Raw genomic sequence first — 18,072 nt, forward strand, 5'->3', positions numbered from 1 at the left:
ATGCACAAAGTTACTTATGCTCCAGGGCGCTTTATATAAAAGTGTATATCGGACAATCATGAGGGCACTATTAGTAATTGTCTAGGTTAATTGGGGTTGTAAATTCAAAAATTAGTCCGGGGTCAGCGCCTGGATTTGGTTCAGCCAGCTTTGCCTGATGTGCTGGATCAATCAACTGTCTAGGAATCCGCAGGTACTGACCATGGGTGCTTCCATCTACCCAATACTTCTTTCCCTGCACATATATGCTAAACCCAATTGAGCCTAGCTTTACGTCAGTTTTAGGACGGTAATACATTGCCGCCAGCACACGCCTGAACCCGCGTAATTTGGTGGAGTGTAAGGTATGCTCTCCACTATTGTTACGAACCGTAATCGAGTCGATAGCATCAATCTTAACTAAGTCACCAAGTTGGTGTTGCGGCGACTGGCAAGAGAGTAAGCTGATTAGCAAAAGTATTCTTGAAACCTTAGACATGATCAATCAATAACAGAAAGCACTTCAGTAGCTTTTTGCTTATTAAATCTTTAAATTCTTGCTGTACGATTTTTACTCATCTTCCATGTGCTCAAACCAGATACGCAAGGGCATATCTTCCGCTTCTTGCCAATTTGGATTCTGCTTGAAATAAATTTTTATATCATCTAATAGTAGCTTGCAAAGCTCTTTGTCGGACGCCTTCTCATGCAGTAGCCTAATCGCAATGTGCCATGGTAATGAGGTAGATTTTCCGTGTTGCAGTTCGTGCCAGCGGTGAATATTGGTGGACAAATTTTTATCAGTCGCTGCGCCTATTCCATCCAAATATCCTGTGATATAAACAGCCAGTGACTCATAAAGCAACTCACTGTCTGAATTAGCTGGAATTACCATATATGGTCTGGTTCTAAGTATTTGAAGCCAAGAGAGAATTTTGGCGGTCAGTTCTGGCTCTTTCATATTAATAGTGATAAAAGCATTGAGAGATTCGCAGGCAAAATAGAACGAGTTTCTAAGCTGCGGTTCGCATTATGGTTGTTAAAACGAAACCTTTGATAGATTACTATTATATAGGTCGATTCAAGTAATATATACCTTTTAAAATACAGCCAATAAAAAAAGAGCCACCGTTCCAAGCGAAACTTAGAAAGGTGGCTCTTCTCATACACAAACTTAAAAACTCCTTACACCTGCCCTGGCTGCTCAATACTCACCGTTTCGGCAAAGTTGGTTTTGCCAGCGTAGAATTTTCGCTCGTCGATGTCGTACACGTTGCCTTTGGCCAGCACGTGCATCGTGATATTCTCCACAGATAGCGCCGCGCCTTTTTTGACGACGGCCGCGTTGTTGTGCTGAATGGTGTGGCCGTCCATGATGATGACCAGATTGGAGCCGATGGTTTCGATAATGTTGCCGCCGGTGATGAGCACGCCCGTGTCTTCGCCCAGCCCAATGCCGATGAGCTTGGGGTGCAGACTCACGGCTTCGATGAGTCGGCCGAAGCGGCCGCGCTTCACGAAGTGCGAGTCAATCACCACGTCGTCGATCAGGCCCAGGCCGCTGCCGATTTTCACGGCGCCCTTCATCAGCGCGTCCGGCACAGAGCCGCCCCGAATCATAATCTGCGACATGGCCATGGCCCCGGCGCTGGTGCCGGCCACCACAAAGTTCGACTCGCGGTGGTAGCGAGCGTTCAGGATTTCCAGAAACTCGCCCTGCCCAAACATCTCGCGCAACCGCGACTGGTTGCCGCCGCTGAACATCACCACGTCGGCGCGGCGCAGGCGCTCCAGGTACATGAGGATGCGAGCGTGCTCGGGCGTGCGGATATCCATCACGCCCACATTGCGGCAGTTCAGCATCCCAAACGAGGCCAGGTAAATTTTTCCGATTTCCTCCGGAATCATGGAGGCAGTAGTCACTACCTCTATGCGCGGGTCTTCCTTGCCCGACTCCTGCACCACGCGTCGCAGGATGCCTAGCTCAAAAAAGTTGAGGTAGTATTTCTTGCGCACGCTGGCGCTGGAGTAGGTGCCTTTATCTTCGTTGCCACCGATGGCAATCAGCTTACCGAGGGGTTTTTGATTGTTCAACGTTACGACTGTTTTTTTATCAACTCACAAAATACAACGTACCGGTCCGGGCTGCAAGCATCGGGCCGGAGTAGGGGGGTAGGGACGCAGGCTAGCCAAGCAGTGCATCGACGGTGTTGGTAGCCACGGCGTGGTAGTTGGGCCGGGCCTCCGCGTAAAGTTGCCGGGCCCGCTCCCGGCCGCCGGGGGTAGCCAGCACTGCCCGGTAGAGCGGCACCAAAAATTTGCGCCGACCCACCCGCACTAAAAACTGATGCAGAGCTTCGTCGGCAGAGGAGTAGCCGGCGGCCAGCGCTAGCGGAAACCACGCTGCCAGAATTTCGGTATTGCCGGAATGGGTAAAGTCAAAAGCCTCGTCCAGCTCCGCTAGTTGGGCCTGCGTAAGAGAGGAGGGTAGACCTTGTAGAAAATGCACCCATTCGTGGCTGCTCCACTCGGCGGTGGGTAGGGTAGCAGCTGCTTCGCCATTCAGCCACTGCTGGCGGGCAACCTCCACTGCCGCAAACCGGTCTGAGGCCACGGGCGGCGCCACTGCCGGCACACCCGGACCGTTTATCCAGGCGTCGAGCTGAAGCTTGTCTTCCAAACCCGGCTCTTGGTCTAACAAGGCTTGGCGCAGATAAGTTATGAAGCCCGCTGTATCCATGGACTGGAAGCTGTGGCGAGTAAAATACTCCTTAATAAAGGAGTCGAGGCGTGGGCGACCTACTAGGTGCTCCAAAGTGAGGAGGAAGTAGTCGCCCTTTTCATAGGCAATTTCCGTCATGCCCTCGTCGGGGTCGCGCCCGGTTAGGTGCAGGCGAAGGTGCGTGTCTGGGCTGGTGGGGCCTAGCTCCGCTAAGGTGTGCCGCAAATCGGTAAAGCCTAATACTTGCAACATATCGGCATACGGCCGGCCGTATAGCTGCTCCATAATACGCCGCTCAAAATACACCGTAAAGCCCTCATTCAGCCAAAAATCATCCCACGTGGCATTGGTGACGAGATTACCAGACCACGAATGCGCCAACTCGTGGGCTACCAAACTGGTTAAGCTTCGGTCACCAGCTAGAATAGTAGGTGTAACAAATGTTAAACATGGATTTTCCATTCCACCAAATGGGAAAGAGGGCGGAAGCACCAATAAATCGTAGCGGCCCCAGCGGTAGGGGCCATACAAATCTTCAGCGGCGGCTACCATTTCCTCTAAGTCCTCGAACTCGTGCGTGGCCGGGGGTAGGGTAGCCGGCTCGGCGTAGATGCCGGTGCGCTTACTTAACGGTGCGAAGGCCAGGTCGCCCACGGCTAGGGCCATCAGGTAGGCCGGGATAGGGTAGGGCTGCCGGAAATGGTAGCGCCCATCGACATCGAGCTGCTGCGGATTATCGGTGGCGCTCATCAGGGCCAGCAGGTGGGCGGGTGCTTCGATGTGGGCCTCGTAGGTGAAGCGTACCCCCGGTGAGTCCTGGCATGGCAACCAGGTGCGCGCCAGAATGGCCTGCGACTGGGTGAACAGAAACGGCTGCTCGCGCCCGGCCGTTTGCTCAGGTGTCAGCCACTGCAAGGCCGCCGCGCCCGGTGCAGTGCGGTAGCGGATGGTCACGTGCTCGGTGGTTGGCTCTAGGGTAATGCGCAGCGCCTGTCCCAGCACCGGATCGACGGGGGCCAGGTGGAAGGGGGTAGGCGAGCCATCGGGGCCGCCAAGCAGTACGGCCTCTACCAGCAGCTCACGCGTGTCGAGGTACAGCTCGGTAGCACCAGTGGGATTGTGGAGCTGCCAGGTAGCGTGGCCGGCCAAGGTGCGGCTGGCAAAATCAACGCGCAGCCGGAGCTGCAAATGGCGGACGCCTACCTCGCCCAAACGGGCATAGCTATGCGGATCGGAAGCAGCAGGAACAAAGGAAGTCATAAGCGAAACAGAAGTCAGGAAGGCCGGCGGTTGCCGGGCCAAGTGGAACGAGTACGCGTGGTGCGGAGATGCTATACGAACAGCACGATCCTTAGCGACGAAAGATCGACAGTAAAGTGCGCCGGAAGTGCCAACCTCACGTGCGTCGCATCTCACCTGCCGCCCTATAAAGTCAGACCGTCTCACAGGCTAAAGGCGCTACCCGGTGTCAACCCAAGATGCGTATAGATAGAGGCAAAACTCCTACCTTGCATGTCGACGGAGTGCGTCTACCCCGGAACGCAATAACCCTACGGTAGCGTTTGGAGTAGAACGGGCACGCACCGTGCTGGACCCGGAATATAATTTTCCGGAGTCTGGCGGTGTGGCTATCATTCCTTCCACTTTACCGAATTCATGAAATCACTGTTTCACTCCGCCTTCCTGACAACGCTGCTGTGCTGGCTCTGCGGCCTGACGCTGCTGGCGTCGGTTGTTGGCTGCAGCCAGGAGCAGAAGGCGAAAGTTCAGGACGCGCTACCCGGCGTACTCACTGGCAACAAGGGGCCACAGCCCACGCTCGACAGCGTGTATGTGACGCGTCAGATGCTGGCCGAACCCGCTTTCAAAAGCCAGCTCGACTGGGCCAAGAAGTTTTACAAAGCCCGCGACTACCGCCTGGGCTGGTTTAAAAATCACGAGGTAGTACCGCAGGCCAAGAAGCTACTGGAGGTCATCAACCAGGCCGGCGACGAAGGCTTAGATCCGCAGAAATACAAGATCAAAAACTTCGATAAGCTCTTTGCTGAACTAGACAAAGCCCGCGACGATACCACTCAGCGCAACAACCTGGAGAAGCAAATAGACGTGGCTTTATCGGGCACGTACTTCACCTGGGCCTCCGATTTTTATAGGGGCATTGTAAATCCCCGGGAGGTCAAAAGCATTGATTGGGACGTAAAACGCAACAAAATCAAGTTGCACAAGGCCCTTATGACCATTTTGCAGGAGCGAGAAAGCACGTATCCCTACTACGAGTTCGAGCCCCTGCACCCTGAATATGAGCGTTTGAAAAAGGCCTTGGCCGAGTACCGCGCCATCCAGCGCAATGGGGGCTGGCCTACCCTGCCGGCTGGCACCAAGCTCAAGCCAGGCGACACATCGCCGACCGTAGCACTGCTGCGCCGCCGCCTGCTTGAGGAGCCGGGTATGCCGGCCCAGAGCGCGGCTGCGCCCGTGCAGACGGTAGCCAACAACGGTGCTACCCCCGCGCCCGCCGCCCAGCAGTATGACGGTGAACTAGTGGCCGCAGTGAAGAAGTTTCAGCAGCAAACCGGCCAGCGGGCCGACGGTGTGGTAGGGGGCGAAACCCTACGCCTACTCAACATTCCGCTGGACAAGCGCATCGATCAGATCATTCTGAATATGGAACGCTGGCGCTGGATTCCGAAGCGTTTCGAGCAAAACTATTTGCTCGTAAACATCCCGGATTACAAGCTGCATCTAGTAGAAGATGGCAAGGAAGTGATGTCGATGAATGTGATTGTGGGCAAGACGTTGAACGCTACTCCAGTCTTCAGCGACAAGATGGAGTACGTGGTATTGGCCCCTTACTGGAACGTACCATTCAGTATCATCGACAAGGAAATGCGGCCGAAGCTGGTGGCTAATCCGCAGGCCTACCTCGACCGTTTGGACATGGAAGTGGTGAAGGGCTGGGGCGCCAAGGCTACCCCCATTGACCCTACTACAGTGGACTGGGCAAGCCTGACGCCGGCCACCTGGAAGTACACGCTACGCCGCCGCCCCGGTCCCAAAAACGACCTAGGTGATGTGAAGTTTATCTTCCCCAACTCCAACGATATTTACCTCCACGACACACCCCACGACGAGCTGTTCAGCCAGACCAAACGCAACTTCAGCCACGGCTGCGTGCGCGTAGCTGAGCCCATCAAGCTGGCTACTTACCTGCTCCGCAACAAGCCCGGCTGGGACGAAAATACCATCCTGAGCACCATCGGGGAGCGGCAGGAAAAGTACATCACCCTACCCGAAAAACTACCTGTGTACCTCGTGTATTTCACGGCCTGGGTAGACGATGCCGGCAACCTGAATTTCCGCGACGACATCTACGGACACGACAAGAGTCTGGCGAAGGAGTATTTCAATTAGGCGAATATGCGAACCATAGAACGGTAATCTTCTTTCAAATTCCTTCCGGCAAACAAAGCATAACGCTAACCGGAAAAGGAGAATATTTCACCGAAAGCCTAAGACCCAAGAGGGGGGCAGAACGAGTTTCGCTGGCACTAAACAAAAAGCCGACTGCGTGCATAGCACCAGTCGGCTTTTTGTTTAGTGCCCTTCTTCGTAGCCTAAGTAATACCCACTGCAGGAGCAATATCTGTGGGAGGCTGTTGCCATATCGGTTCCATAGCAAAAAGAACCAGTAAAGGAGGCAGAAGAGATAGTTTACATATGTATTACATATGTAAACTATTGATTACAACTGTAATTACATATGTAATCAGATCTACGCGAAAGGATAGCGTATCTAATCTGCTGGCGTAAACAAGTGGGTTGCGTACATTTGTGAAGCTGGAACACTAGTTTCAGCATAGGTATGGTTGAACGCATCCGGCAAATACTTGCTATGCGCGGACTGTCTTCTACACAGTTTGCAGATACTATTGGCATCGGTCGGCCTGTGGTCAGCCACATCCTAAGTGGGCGGAATAAGCCCAGTCTGGAGGTGATGCAGAAAATAATGGATGCTTTTCCGGAGCTAGCATTGCCCTGGCTTCTGAAAGGTGAAGGTCCCATGCAGGCCTCTGTTCCAGCCCAACTCAATACTGTCGATACGGCCGAGGTCATTAATACGCCCTTAGCAAGCCCCGTTAAGAAAAGACAGCGTGTCCCTACCCCCGCCCCACCAGAGTCCGTTAGAGAGGCCGTAAAGCCACAAAAAGAGTCTATACATTTTTCCTCAGAGCAGGCACAGCCAAATATTACAGAGGAACAGGAAAGCGTACAGTCCGTGCCGCCTGTTGCGCCTGTCGCCTCCAAGCCATCAGCTGCTTCACTAGCTCCCGTGGTTTCTGCACCTCCAACAGCTGCTGCATTGCCCGCCGTATTGGCTGCTACCCCCACCGATAAGGCTATCCGCCGCATCATTATCTTCTATCAGGACGGTACGTTCACGGACTACCAGCCAGAGAAGTGACTTCTGTGTATTTACGCGTTTTAGCAGAGACTAGCCTAGATGTGGCAAGGATGTTGTTTAGCGTCGATGATTGCTATAATCCAATTTGGCAGACTCCTTTTCACTATTTGATCCAGCCAGGAAGAGGCACCCGTTAGGAGAGCCTGCGTAGCTGTTTTACCACAGTGCTAAAATTAGATCAGTCTGATGAGTGTTTGCTGTAATAATTCAGCTAACATAATGATTATTTATTTATATAAACACATAGTTTTCAGTTGTTTACAACCCGTATTTGCAAGTATGAGTTTAGAATAAAAGTGTTAGTATGCATTTTCCTTAAAAATAAGAATAGTTATATAAAATAATTGGATTGTTTATCTTTGGAATATGCAGCACTTATGCTAAATCCGTTAACAGGTAGAGCAGCTTGTTAAAACAATAAATGCTACTTACGGTGTTTAGCCAAAGCAGTTAGTAGGGCTTTTTATTTACGACTGAGTTTAAAAACGTAACAAAAGTAACTTGGTGTTTGCGCAGAGAGTATACGGGAGCAATTGTTGCGCAGCTGATGAAATAATACTAGCTTATTTATCTACCCAGTAGTTATGCCTGTGAGTACATGTCGTTCACTTTTGTAACAAGATAGACGTAGCAGCTAACTAACACAACCCAGTAGTAGTTACCGACGAGAAAAGCATCCTTTAAATCCGACTTGGCGTTATTAGCATGGATGCTTACCTTTGAGCCATGAAAACGTCTCGCCTGTTTCTTCTGCTTGCTGCCAGCGCCACGCTGCTATTTGCTTCTTCTTGTGCGCAACAGCCCGATCCTGAGAAAGACCCCGATGCTGACGCTGCCTACAAGCGTAGCCACCGCCCCGAAATGTACCGGGAGGCGCAGCGCAGCAACGTGAATTACTAAGCTGTTTTGTTCTGCTCTCTCTAAAGATGAGCAGCTAACACGCAGAAAGCCCCGCCGGATTACTTCCGGCGGGGCTTTCTGCGTGCTGGGCAATGTATATCGAAGCGGTGCTAGGCAACGCTGGCCGTAGCCGGGGTAGGCAACAGCGGCGGCAGAGTAATAGCCTGCAATAAGGGTTGCTCCAGCAGATCAGCCCAGGTACGCAGGTAGAGCACCACATCATCGCGCTGGTTGTGGCGCAATGCGTTGCGTCGTTCCAACGGCAGGGCACCCCGGATAACCGGGTCGGAGAGGCGCTCTAGGTGCGCTAGGTCTTGGCGGGTGAATCCTACGGCCAGCATTTCGTCGATGGTATCGTCGATGGGAAGGCCGCTGGAGGGGCAGTAGTCGATAAGCTGCCGCTCCCAGTCGCCGTAGCGCTGCATGGCCCGGCGGTGAATTTCGGCCTTGGTGAGGTGGGTGATGGTCTGCGCCAAGTGGCCGCAGTTGCAACTGCCCATGTGCCCCCATTGGTAGGGTGCTTGCGTGGCCAGACGCTGCGCCGTGGCGCGCAACGCCTGAATGACGGGAAGAGTGCTGATAGCCATACAGAAATAGAAGAAGAGTGTTCGGAAATATAAGCTGATAGCCGGATTTTTTGTTTCCTTTTGACTCCCATGGGGCATAAAAAACCCGAACGTCTTGGAGACGTTCGGGTTTTTTATGCCCCATTGAGGTAGGAGCCTGACGAGCTTAACGCTGCCCGCCGCCGCTGCCGCCCCCCCGGAAACGACGACGGTTGCCTCCGCCACCGTTGCTGCCTGCCGTTGCGGGCCGGTTGCCGCCCGTGGCAGGGCGCGAGGAGCCGCTAGCGCTGGGTGCAGCGGTGCGGCTGGCCGCACCTTGCCCGCCAGAGCGCCCACCTTGGCCGCTGCCGCCCCGGCCAGGACGCGGCGGACGCCCCGCCGGACCTTTAGGCCGTTGAATGTTTTTGCCGCTGTGCAGCATCACGGGCTCTACGCTGGTAGTCTTATAAGGATGCTCAAACACAACGTCAATCTGACGCTTAATCAGGCGCTGAATGTCCTGCAGGTAGGCGCGCTCCTCATCTTCTACAAACGACAGCGCCATACCGTCGGCGCCGGCCCGGCCCGTGCGTCCAATGCGGTGCACGTAGGTTTCGGGCTCGTTGGGCATTTCGTAGTTGATAACGTGCGTCAGCTCATCCACGTCGATGCCGCGGGCCGCAATATCGGTGGCTACCAGCACGCGGGTAGTGCCGGCTTTAAAGTTGCTGAGCGCCCGCTGCCGGTGGTTCTGCGACTTGTTGCCGTGGATGGCCTCGGCCGGAATATTCGCCTTTGCCAGCGTCTTCACCACGCGGTCGGCGCCGTGCTTGGTGCGCGTGAACACCAGTACGCGGCGGATGCTCTTATCGCCCAGCACGTGCTCAAGCAAGGCCGGCTTGTCATTCTTCTCTACCAAGTACACAGCCTGCGATACCGTATCGGCGGTGCTCGAAACGGGCGTAACAGCCACTTTCACCGGGTTGGGGCGCAGCAGCGAGTTGGCCAATTCCTGAATCTGACCCGGCATAGTAGCCGAGAAAAACAGCGTTTGCCGCTTAGCCGGCAGCTTGGGTAGAATGCGCTTGATGTCGTGAATAAAGCCCATGTCCAGCATGCGGTCGGCCTCATCCAGCACAAACACTTCCAGGTGACGCAAGTCGATGTAGCCCTGGTTCATGAGGTCGAGCAGGCGGCCAGGGGTGGCAATCAGAACCTCCACGCCGCGCCGCAGCGCTTGCGTTTGGGGGAGCTGGCCTACCCCGCCAAAAATAACCGTGTGGCGCAGCTTCAGGTGCCGGCCATACGCGGCAAAGCTTTCCCCTATTTGAATGGCCAGCTCGCGGGTAGGCGTGAGCACCAAGCAGCGAATGCGGGAGTGGGAATGCTGCGCTACCTGCGCCGTTTGGTGCAGAATCTGTAGAATAGGAACCGTGAAAGCTGCCGTTTTGCCGGTGCCAGTTTGCGCCACGCCCAGTAGGTCGTGGCCTTCCAGTACCTGCGGAATGGCCTGCGCCTGAATAGGAGTAGGAGTCGTATACCCTTCCTCGTGCAAAGCGCGCAGGATAGGGTCAATCAGATTAAGTTCGTCGAAGGACATTAAAAAAGGTAGGAAATGCCCGCGAACGGGCCACTGGCCACAAGCCAGCGCGTGAATAGAGCCCGCAAAGGTCGGAAGGTTTGCGGTAGAAATTGGTGCCCCTCAGAAAATCAAGCAGAACCAGACCACTAAAGCGGAGGCAAGCGGTAGTAAGGAAGACCGTAATGCACTTGATTAGCAGACTGCTACTGACCCCAAAGGGTAGGAGGCTGTGCACATTGATACCTTGCCTACCGCAACACGACAAGCTACCGCCCGTTTTTGTTCGTATTGGCTGATAATCTTTCAAGAACCGTCTTTCTTCCAATCATGAAAATAACTGATCGAAAAATTGCCTACGATGGTCACTACAAGCTCAGCAAGCTTACGGTACAGGACGGCGACAAAGAATTGCAACGGGAGCGTTTTGAGCCTGGGCAGGCCGTGGCCGCACTGGTATTTGACACTGAAAAAGAGAAGTTTTTGCTGGTGCGGCAGTATCGAGTAGGCGCCGAGGCCGACGTGCTGGAAATCGTGGCGGGCATGATTGACCCGGATGATAAAAATCCGGAAGAAGCGCTGCGCCGCGAAATACAGGAGGAACTGGGCTACCCTACCGACACTCTAACTCCTATTGCTGAGGTGTACCCTTCACCCGGCAACTCCGCCGAGCGGCATTATATCTACTACGCCGAGGTAAGCAAGCAAACGGAAGCCGGTGGTGGCGTAGCCAGCGAAAATGAACACCTCGAGCTGGTGGAACTGACAGCAGAGGAATTGTATAAGGAAAAGCTTCTGGACGCAAAAACACTACTGGCTATACAATGGCACCAATTGTTTAAACAAAAGAATATATTATGATGAGTCTCTATAGTATATAACATTTGTATAAAAACAAGCACCCCGTGTCACCTAAACTCTCAGGTGGCACGGGATGCTTGTTTAGTGAAAACAATGGTTGATCTATTATTGTGTGCTTACAATATATTCAAAGTCTTGCTTTAGCTTTGCATCATTAAGTGTCACATATACTAACTGTTGATCCTCTATTTTAACAAATGATATAGATTGTTTACTCATATATAAATCCCGGTTCCAGAAGCGGCCTTGCCCCTCAGGAAGGGCAGGTATAGTTAGCAGCTCTTTACCTGCTTTATCACGAGCGGTAACACTGAGCAGGGCCGGATCGGCGTTCTGGGCGCCACGCCGATACATGGTAACTACCAACATACCGCCAGCCGGCAAAGCCTGAAATCGACGCTGGTACGTGCTGTCGGCCCAGTTATTCAGGCGGCGCAGTTCCGTAATTTCTGTGAGTAGCTCGGCGTAGGGGCGGTAGGCGAGGCGCGTAACGGAAGCACTGATTTCAGCGTCCTCGTCGGTGTTCTTGGTTACGTTGAGTACGTAAGCGCACTCTTCGTCTTTCTTGGGGCGCAGGTATTTTTTGCGCGGTGTGCCCGGCAGCATTTGGGCAGAGGCTTCAAAGCTGATAACGCCAGCCAGTAACAGTAGATAATGTTTCATAAGACAACACAGGTCAAACACACAGTGGTTTATTGGGAAAAGACAAATATACGAAAGCTAGTACTGTGACTTATTATGAGATTTATATACCTAATTTCATAAAATAGGGCTTAAATGCTCTGTGTAGATTTACAAGGTAATGATAAGTAGAACGCGATATTGTACAAATAATAGGTCGAGTAGGAATCTTGCGGCAAGCTGGTGCTGCCAGCAACGCATCGATAAACATAGCCAAGTGATAAAGTAGGCATAACTATGAGGTAATGGTAGGGTGAGTCCTTTGCGCATCCTTTCATACAACCACTCCTTATATGTTCCTAAACCGCTACGCTTTGACTTCTAAGCTGCCGGCGCTTCTTGTACTGGCACTGCTAGGCTGCAACGACGACAACAACTCTGCTGACTCGGCCCCGGAAGTGCAGCTACAGGCGTATTCCGTAAATCCAGCGCTGGTAAAGACGTTGTCGGGCTTCGAGAGCCTGGAAATCCTACCCCTGATCAGCTCCGACGATAAGCTGCCCGAATCGCCGGACTTTATCTTCGGCGCCCAGCCTGACGGCTCGGGGCTGCTGAGAAACCCAAACGGGGAGGGCTACGTGCTCATCAACAACCACGAGATTATGTGGTCGGTGTCGCGGGTGTATCTGGACAAGACGTTTAAGCCTGTGAAGGGCGAGTATATCCTGGATGGCGACGGCGGGGGCTTCCGGCTGTGCTCGGCTACGCTGGCTACCCCACAGGAGCACGGCTTTGGCCCTACCTTCCTGACAGCCGGCGAAACCGACGGCGAATCGATGGTGCACGCGCTGGACCCGCTGGGCCCCATCAACAAGAAAGACCGGAGCCGTATGCTGCCGGCCTTGGGTAAGGCCTCTATGGAAAACGCCGTGCCCCTACCCAAAGACGCCTACCCCGGCAAGACCATGATTATCATTGGCGAGGACAACAGCGACGGGCAGCTGGTGGCCTACCTGAGCAATACGGTGGGCGACCTGCAAAACGGCAAGCTCTATTTCTTGAAGCGTACCAACGGCAACCCCGTGGAGACGGACATGGTAGCCGGCCAGCAGTACGACGTGGAGTTTGTGGAAATCGACAATGCCAAGACGTCGACAGGAGCGCAGATTGCCGCGCAGTCGCTGACGAAAAGCGCTATTCAGTTTGCGCGGGTAGAGGACATCGACTACCGCAAGGGCGGCAACGGCGCCGGCCGTGAGCTGTACTTCACGGCCACTGGCGTCAGCCAGAGCAATAAGGTGACGCCAGTAACAGGCAAGACGATGTGGGGGCGCGTGTACCGCCTACAGCTGGATGCCAGCAATGCACTGAAGGGTAAGCTGGAAGTGGTGGCCGATGGCAGCACCGACCCCGGCAACAGTATTGTGAACCCCGACAACCTGTGCGTCACCCAGAACTTTGTCTACATTCAGGAAGACGGCGACTCCTATTATAAGGAGAACAAGCACGACGGCCGCGTGTGGCAGTACAACATCGGCAACAAGCAACTGAAGCCGATGCTGGAAATGGACCACCGCCGCAACGACCCTACCTTTCAGGCCAAATACAACAAAAGCAACGACACCCGCCTGAGCAGCTGGGAGTACGGCGCCATGCAGGATATCTCCGACATCGTGGGTGTGCCCAATACCTTCCTGCTCAACCTGCATCCGCACACCTGGCAGGACGATAAGTACCTAAACGCCGACGGCTCCAACGAAACCCGCAACAAAAACAAGGAGGGTGGCCAGGTAGTGATTGTGCGCGGCGTGCAACAGTAAAGCCAGCCGCAAGAAATAGCTCCTGCCACGTATTGTCTGATTTTCTAAAAAGCCCCCTACCAGGTCTACTGGTAGGGGGCTCACTGCTATGTCGCTTCGCGCTTTCTATTACATGCTTCACGCATTGTTTGTAGGCTACCTACGGTGGGTAGCCATAGGGGTAGCCCTGGGTATCTGGCTGCTGGCGGCCTGCACCTCCTCGGGGCCGGCTACGGCACCTGCGCCGAGCCCTACCCAACTGGTGCACCAGCACGTGGCCCACAACCTGGATACGCTGCTCTGGCACGTAGAGCACCAACTGCTCCCACTCGCCCAGCGCACCCCGGTGCCCACCGATTCGTTGCGCCAACGCTTCCGGGCGTGTCGGCTGTTATACAAGCGGGTGGAGCCGTTCACCGAGTACTTTATGCCCGGCACGGCCCGGTTGCTGAACGGACCACCCATAGGCGAAATTGAAGTAGCCGAAAACAAGCAGTTTGATCCGGCGGGCCTGCAGGTGATAGAGGAGCATCTCTACCCCGAGGTAGACCCAAGCCAACAGTCCGAGCTGGTGCGGGAAGTGAAAAAGCTGCGGCAGGAGCTGCGCCGCGCCCAAACGGTGTGGCAGGTGCTGGAGTTTACCGATGCGCACGTATTCGACGTGCTGCGCCAGCAAGTGTTTCGGGTGGTGGCGTTGGGCATCACGGGGTTCGATACGCCGCTGACGCCCGATGCTGCCCTACCCGAAGCCGCAACGGCCGTGGCGGCGTTGCGCCCGGTGCTGGCCTATTACGCACCCACCGATACGAGCGCCGCGGCAGCTCGCACGCGCTACGCCGCGGCCCAGCAGGCCCTGACCCAGGCCGAACGCTACCTGCGGCAGGGGGTAGGGTTTGCCGAGTTCGACCGGATGGCGTTTATCACCGGCTACACCAATCCGTTGGGTAGGGCCTTGTTGGCGTGCCAGCGCGGGTTGGGCATTGCGCCTTTTCAGGAAGTGCGGGCCCTGCGCCCCGATGCCGCTACCCTGTTCGACTCGGCCGCATTCAACCCCGATTTCTACGCGCCCACAGCGGCGCAGTACCGCACCGCGGCCCGTGTGGCGCTGGGTCGCCGCCTGTTTCATGACCCGGTGCTGTCGCGCAGCAACACGCGCTCCTGCGCTAGTTGCCACCAACCAGCCAAGGCGTTTACCGATGGCCTAGCGAAAAACGTAACCCTGACCGAGACGGGCCTCGTGCACCGCAACACGCCTACTATTCTCAACGCAGCCTTGCAGGCCGGGCAGTTCTACGACCTGCGCGCCACTACCCTCGAAAACCAGGCCGTGGATGTAGTTGGCAACCGCGACGAGATGCACGGCTCGCTGGAAAGCGCCGCCCGCGACCTGCAACGCCAACCTGCGTACGTGCAGCTGTTTCTGGGAGCCTTCCCGGAAGACCCCGCCGGCCGCATCAACCCCGTACAGATTCAGACGGCGCTGGCCAGCTACGAACGGTCTTTGGTAGCGCTCAACTCGCGCTTCGATCAGTACGTGCGCGGCCGTCGCGCGGCGCTCAACGCGCAGGAAATTCAGGGCTTCAACCTCTTTATGGGCAAAGCCAAGTGTGGTACCTGCCACTTTGCGCCGCTGTTCAACGGCACGGTGCCACCGGGCTTCACCAAAACGGAATCGGAGGTGCTGGGCGTGCCGGCTACCCCGGCCGCACAGCGCCTCGACCCTGATCTGGGCCGCTACGCCCATACGCAGTTAGAACAGCTGCGCCACGCATTCAAAACGCCTACCGTGCGCAACGTGGCCCGTACGGCCCCTTACATGCACAATGGGGCCTACCGCACCCTAGAGCAGGTTATTACTTTTTATAATGAAGGGGGTGGGCGCGGCTTAGGGTTGACGGTGGAGAATCAAACCTTATCGGATGAAAAGCTCCATCTGACGACGGCAGAGCAGCAAGCCATTCAGGCCTTTTTGCTGGCCCTGACGGATACACCGTTGCATTAACAAATGATAAACGGGAGGATTGGGAAACAGGTAAAAGTCTATCTTGCTACCCTACTAGGCAATCTGCTTGCTATCCTTCTTATTTCTCAATGCTGCTAACTATCACGACCACCCACCAGCCCGCTACCGATCTAGGCTACCTATTACACAAGAACCCCGCCCGCTTGCAGTCGGTGGATATTGCCTACGGGCAGGCGCACGTGTTCTACCCCGAAGCTACGGCCGAGCGCTGCACCGCCGCCCTGCTGCTCGACATTGACCCCATTGCGCTGGTGCGCAACCACCGCGGGCCGGCCGGTGAGGGCTTTGCTTTGGAGCAGTACGTCAACGACCGGCCCTACGCTGCGTCGTCGTTTCTGAGCACTGCCTTGGCCAAGGCCTTCAATACGGCCATGAACGGCACCTGCAAGGACCGCCCCGAGCTGCCCGACGTGCTGCTGCCGCTGGAAGCCACCGTAGCTGCCCTACCCGCCACCAGCGCCGAGCAGCTTCAGCGCCTGTTTGCGCCCTTGGGCTATGAGATGGAAGTGGAGGAGCATCCGCTCGATCCTACCGTGTCGCAGTGGGGCGCCAGCCGCTACCACACGCTACACCTGCGCCACCCGGCTCTGCGTCTGCGCGACCTGCTAAGCCACCTCTACGTGCTCATTCCGGTGCTCGACCGCGGCGACAAGCACTACTGGATAAGTCAGGACGAGGCCGAAAAGCTGCTGCGCCGGGGTGCCGAGTGGTTGCCGGGGCACCCCGACCGGGAGTTTATTACGCGGCGCTACCTGCGCTTTGCTGAGTTTGTGAACCCTACCCTGCGGCGGTTGCTGGCCCTGGATGCCGAGGCCTCGGACGATGCGCCGGAACTGGAACCACTCGTTGAAGTAACTGCTACTGCGGAAGCTGCTACCGCACCCGTTGAAACCGCCGCCAAGCAAAACCTGCACGATCTGCGCCTGGATCGTGTGGCCGACGAAATTCGTCAGCTAGGCGCGAAACGGGTACTGGATTTGGGGTGTGGAGAGGGCAAGCTGACGCGCCGGCTGTTAAAAAATAGTCAGATTGAGCACGTACTGGCTATGGACGTATCGTGGCGGGAGCTGGAGCGAGCCCAGCAGCGCCTGCACGTGGCCGAAATGCCTCCGCGCCAGCGCGAGCGGCTTACTCTCACGCAAGGCTCCGTGCTCTACCACGACCCGCGCCTAGCCGGCTACGACGCGGCCGCCGTGGTCGAAGTCATCGAGCACCTCGACGATAGCCGGTTGGCGGCGTTTGAGGAAGTCGTCTTTGCTCGCGCCCGCCCCGGCGCCGTGCTCGTCACCACCCCCAACGCCGACTACAACCAACGCTACGAATCCCTCTCCGCCGGCGACTTCCGCCACCATGACCACCGCTTTGAATGGACGCGGGCGCAGTTCACCGCCTGGGCCGAAGGAGTGGCCGCGCGCCACGGCTACCGCGTGCGCCTGGAGCCGTTAGGTCCGGAAGAGGCGGAGGTAGGAGCCCCGTCGCAGCTAGCGGTGTTTGAGGTAGGGTAGGCATTACTGCGTTTTGCTCCGGTTGTACTGTATAGCGAGGGCCGCGTAGCGGCCACAGGTTTGTAGAAACGTACACATTGAACAACCGCGCCGCGTAGCAGTGCAAGAAACGCTGCTGGCCTATTGAGTTATTCTATCAAGTACAGCTTGTGCGTCTTTGGGCTGAAGAATGACGATTTTACAGAGCGGGTACGAACTGATTTCACTTTCGTCGTCATAAAACAAAAACATTGCGCGACCTTCTACTAGTATGAGAGGAGCATTAGAGCCGTTAGGACACTCTATATACACCCACTCTAAACGCGCAAGATTCTGCTTTACTTTTCTGTACGTAAGCTTGTTGTCTATCCAGCTTAAGTCAAAATACTGTGTTGATGTATTTGGCTTGATGCGCCAAGCTTGAATAATAAGTTGATTGAGCCCTATGTAAAAATCATTTTCAAAGTAAAATTCAATGTTGTCTACATCTAAAAGAGGCCTGTTCTCTAGTCGATGCTCTTGAATAAGCTGAAAAGAATTAGGTAGGATTTGAGTAATAGCATCCTCATTCATGCCCCAATAGAGTGGACTAATGTCAGCTTCTTTGATAATCCTTTCTATGGATATTGTCACGGATGAAGACTATAAGTAGCGGAGTATAAGAGATGGTAGGATTTTCTTCTTATCCGACCGCCTGCTGCAAGCGGGTTTGAACAGCAAATAACTCATCAGGACGATTCAGATTCACCGTAAGCAGTCGGTCAGCGACGCCATGGGTTTGCAGATAAGCTACCTCTGCCTGAAACGGTTGGTCGTCGAGCCAGTAGAAAGCTGCTTTTACGTCGATAGCCTCCGTTTTCAGCGCATCCCAGTTAGTAGGCTGCACGGTATGTCGAAGTCGCTCCACCGTAGCGGGGTGTAAGTAGCGGGTAAGGTAACGTAGTGCCGGTGCACTATCGCCCTTGCAATGAGTAGTCAGCCAGTGACAGGCGAAAGAAGAGGTAACAAAATCAACAAACATATCAACTCCTGGCGCAGCCTGCGTATGTTTCGCCGTCAATAGAACCCCGTCGATATCCAGATAAAGCTTTATCATT

Annotated in this window: 16 protein-coding genes; 7 read left to right on the forward strand and 9 right to left on the reverse strand. The window is 55.0% G+C overall.

Going from position 1 to position 18,072, the window contains the following annotated elements:
* Window positions 1-70 precede the first annotated feature (70 nt).
* The 4 genes from MUN82_RS05915 to MUN82_RS05930 all read right to left on the reverse strand — a co-directional run bounded on the left by MUN82_RS05915 (window position 71) and on the right by MUN82_RS05930 (window position 3,961).
* Window positions 71-478: a hypothetical protein gene (locus MUN82_RS05915; protein WP_245095734.1), complete on the reverse strand. Its 408-nt coding sequence runs from the start codon at window positions 476-478 to the stop codon at window positions 71-73.
* Between the two features lie 72 nt (window positions 479-550).
* Window positions 551-940: a hypothetical protein gene (locus MUN82_RS05920; RefSeq protein ID WP_245095736.1), complete on the reverse strand. Its 390-nt coding sequence runs from the start codon at window positions 938-940 to the stop codon at window positions 551-553.
* 224 nt (window positions 941-1,164) lie between these two features.
* Window positions 1,165-2,073 (reverse strand): cyanophycinase, encoded by a 909-nt coding sequence (locus MUN82_RS05925; protein WP_245095738.1) that lies wholly within the window; start codon window positions 2,071-2,073, stop codon window positions 1,165-1,167.
* 91 nt (window positions 2,074-2,164) lie between these two features.
* Window positions 2,165-3,961 carry a M1 family metallopeptidase gene (locus tag MUN82_RS05930; RefSeq protein WP_245095739.1) on the reverse strand — a complete coding sequence of 599 codons (1,797 nt, stop codon included), beginning with the start codon at window positions 3,959-3,961 and terminating at the stop codon, window positions 2,165-2,167.
* A gap of 396 nt (window positions 3,962-4,357) precedes the next feature.
* Here MUN82_RS05930 and MUN82_RS05935 point away from each other — a divergent pair, with 396 nt between their 5' ends.
* The 3 genes from MUN82_RS05935 (at window position 4,358) to MUN82_RS05940 (ending at window position 8,063) form a co-directional block, all read left to right on the forward strand.
* Complete coding sequence (locus tag MUN82_RS05935; RefSeq protein WP_245095741.1) at window positions 4,358-6,112, forward strand: L,D-transpeptidase family protein; 1,755 nt, start codon at window positions 4,358-4,360, stop codon at window positions 6,110-6,112.
* Between the two features lie 451 nt (window positions 6,113-6,563).
* Entirely contained in the window at window positions 6,564-7,163 is a 600-nt protein-coding gene (locus MUN82_RS22555) for a helix-turn-helix domain-containing protein (RefSeq protein ID WP_511184983.1), read from the forward strand.
* 726 nt (window positions 7,164-7,889) lie between these two features.
* Window positions 7,890-8,063, forward strand: a complete 174-nt coding sequence (locus MUN82_RS05940) for a hypothetical protein (RefSeq protein WP_185283885.1) — start codon at window positions 7,890-7,892, stop codon at window positions 8,061-8,063.
* A 110-nt stretch (window positions 8,064-8,173) separates the two neighbouring features.
* On the opposite strand, the gene MUN82_RS05945 is transcribed toward MUN82_RS05940, so the two are convergent.
* On the reverse strand, window positions 8,174-8,650 hold the full coding sequence (locus MUN82_RS05945; protein ID WP_245095743.1) for a hypothetical protein: 477 nt from the start codon (window positions 8,648-8,650) through the stop codon (window positions 8,174-8,176).
* 145 nt (window positions 8,651-8,795) lie between these two features.
* On the reverse strand, window positions 8,796-10,208 hold the full coding sequence (locus MUN82_RS05950; RefSeq protein ID WP_245095745.1) for a DEAD/DEAH box helicase: 1,413 nt from the start codon (window positions 10,206-10,208) through the stop codon (window positions 8,796-8,798).
* 309 nt (window positions 10,209-10,517) lie between these two features.
* On the opposite strand from MUN82_RS05950, the gene MUN82_RS05955 reads away from it, so the two are divergent.
* On the forward strand, window positions 10,518-11,048 hold the full coding sequence (locus tag MUN82_RS05955; protein ID WP_245095746.1) for an NUDIX domain-containing protein: 531 nt from the start codon (window positions 10,518-10,520) through the stop codon (window positions 11,046-11,048).
* Between the two features lie 105 nt (window positions 11,049-11,153).
* Here the strand turns inward: MUN82_RS05955 and MUN82_RS05960 are convergent, their stop codons facing one another.
* Window positions 11,154-11,711 carry a hypothetical protein gene (locus MUN82_RS05960; protein WP_245095748.1) on the reverse strand — a complete coding sequence of 186 codons (558 nt, stop codon included), beginning with the start codon at window positions 11,709-11,711 and terminating at the stop codon, window positions 11,154-11,156.
* 332 nt (window positions 11,712-12,043) lie between these two features.
* Here MUN82_RS05960 and MUN82_RS05965 point away from each other — a divergent pair, with 332 nt between their 5' ends.
* From MUN82_RS05965 to MUN82_RS05975, 3 genes are all read left to right on the forward strand, one after another.
* The gene (locus MUN82_RS05965; RefSeq protein ID WP_245095749.1) at window positions 12,044-13,489 is read left to right on the forward strand and encodes a PhoX family protein; all 1,446 of its coding nucleotides are present in this window, start codon (window positions 12,044-12,046) and stop codon (window positions 13,487-13,489) included.
* 112 nt (window positions 13,490-13,601) lie between these two features.
* Entirely contained in the window at window positions 13,602-15,470 is a 1,869-nt protein-coding gene (locus MUN82_RS05970) for a cytochrome-c peroxidase (protein ID WP_245095751.1), read from the forward strand.
* 89 nt (window positions 15,471-15,559) lie between these two features.
* Window positions 15,560-16,996, forward strand: a complete 1,437-nt coding sequence (locus MUN82_RS05975; RefSeq protein ID WP_245095752.1) for a 3' terminal RNA ribose 2'-O-methyltransferase Hen1 — start codon at window positions 15,560-15,562, stop codon at window positions 16,994-16,996.
* Between the two features lie 120 nt (window positions 16,997-17,116).
* On the opposite strand, the gene MUN82_RS05980 is transcribed toward MUN82_RS05975, so the two are convergent.
* Both MUN82_RS05980 and MUN82_RS05985 read right to left on the reverse strand, forming a co-directional pair.
* Window positions 17,117-17,608 carry a hypothetical protein gene (locus MUN82_RS05980; protein ID WP_245095754.1) on the reverse strand — a complete coding sequence of 164 codons (492 nt, stop codon included), beginning with the start codon at window positions 17,606-17,608 and terminating at the stop codon, window positions 17,117-17,119.
* 49 nt (window positions 17,609-17,657) lie between these two features.
* The gene (locus MUN82_RS05985; protein WP_245095756.1) at window positions 17,658-18,071 is read right to left on the reverse strand and encodes a hypothetical protein; all 414 of its coding nucleotides are present in this window, start codon (window positions 18,069-18,071) and stop codon (window positions 17,658-17,660) included.
* Between the last annotated feature and the right edge of the window lies 1 nt (window position 18,072).

The sequence above is a fragment of the Hymenobacter aerilatus genome, assembly GCF_022921095.1.
Taxonomy (GTDB): Bacteria; Bacteroidota; Bacteroidia; order Cytophagales; family Hymenobacteraceae; genus Hymenobacter; species Hymenobacter aerilatus.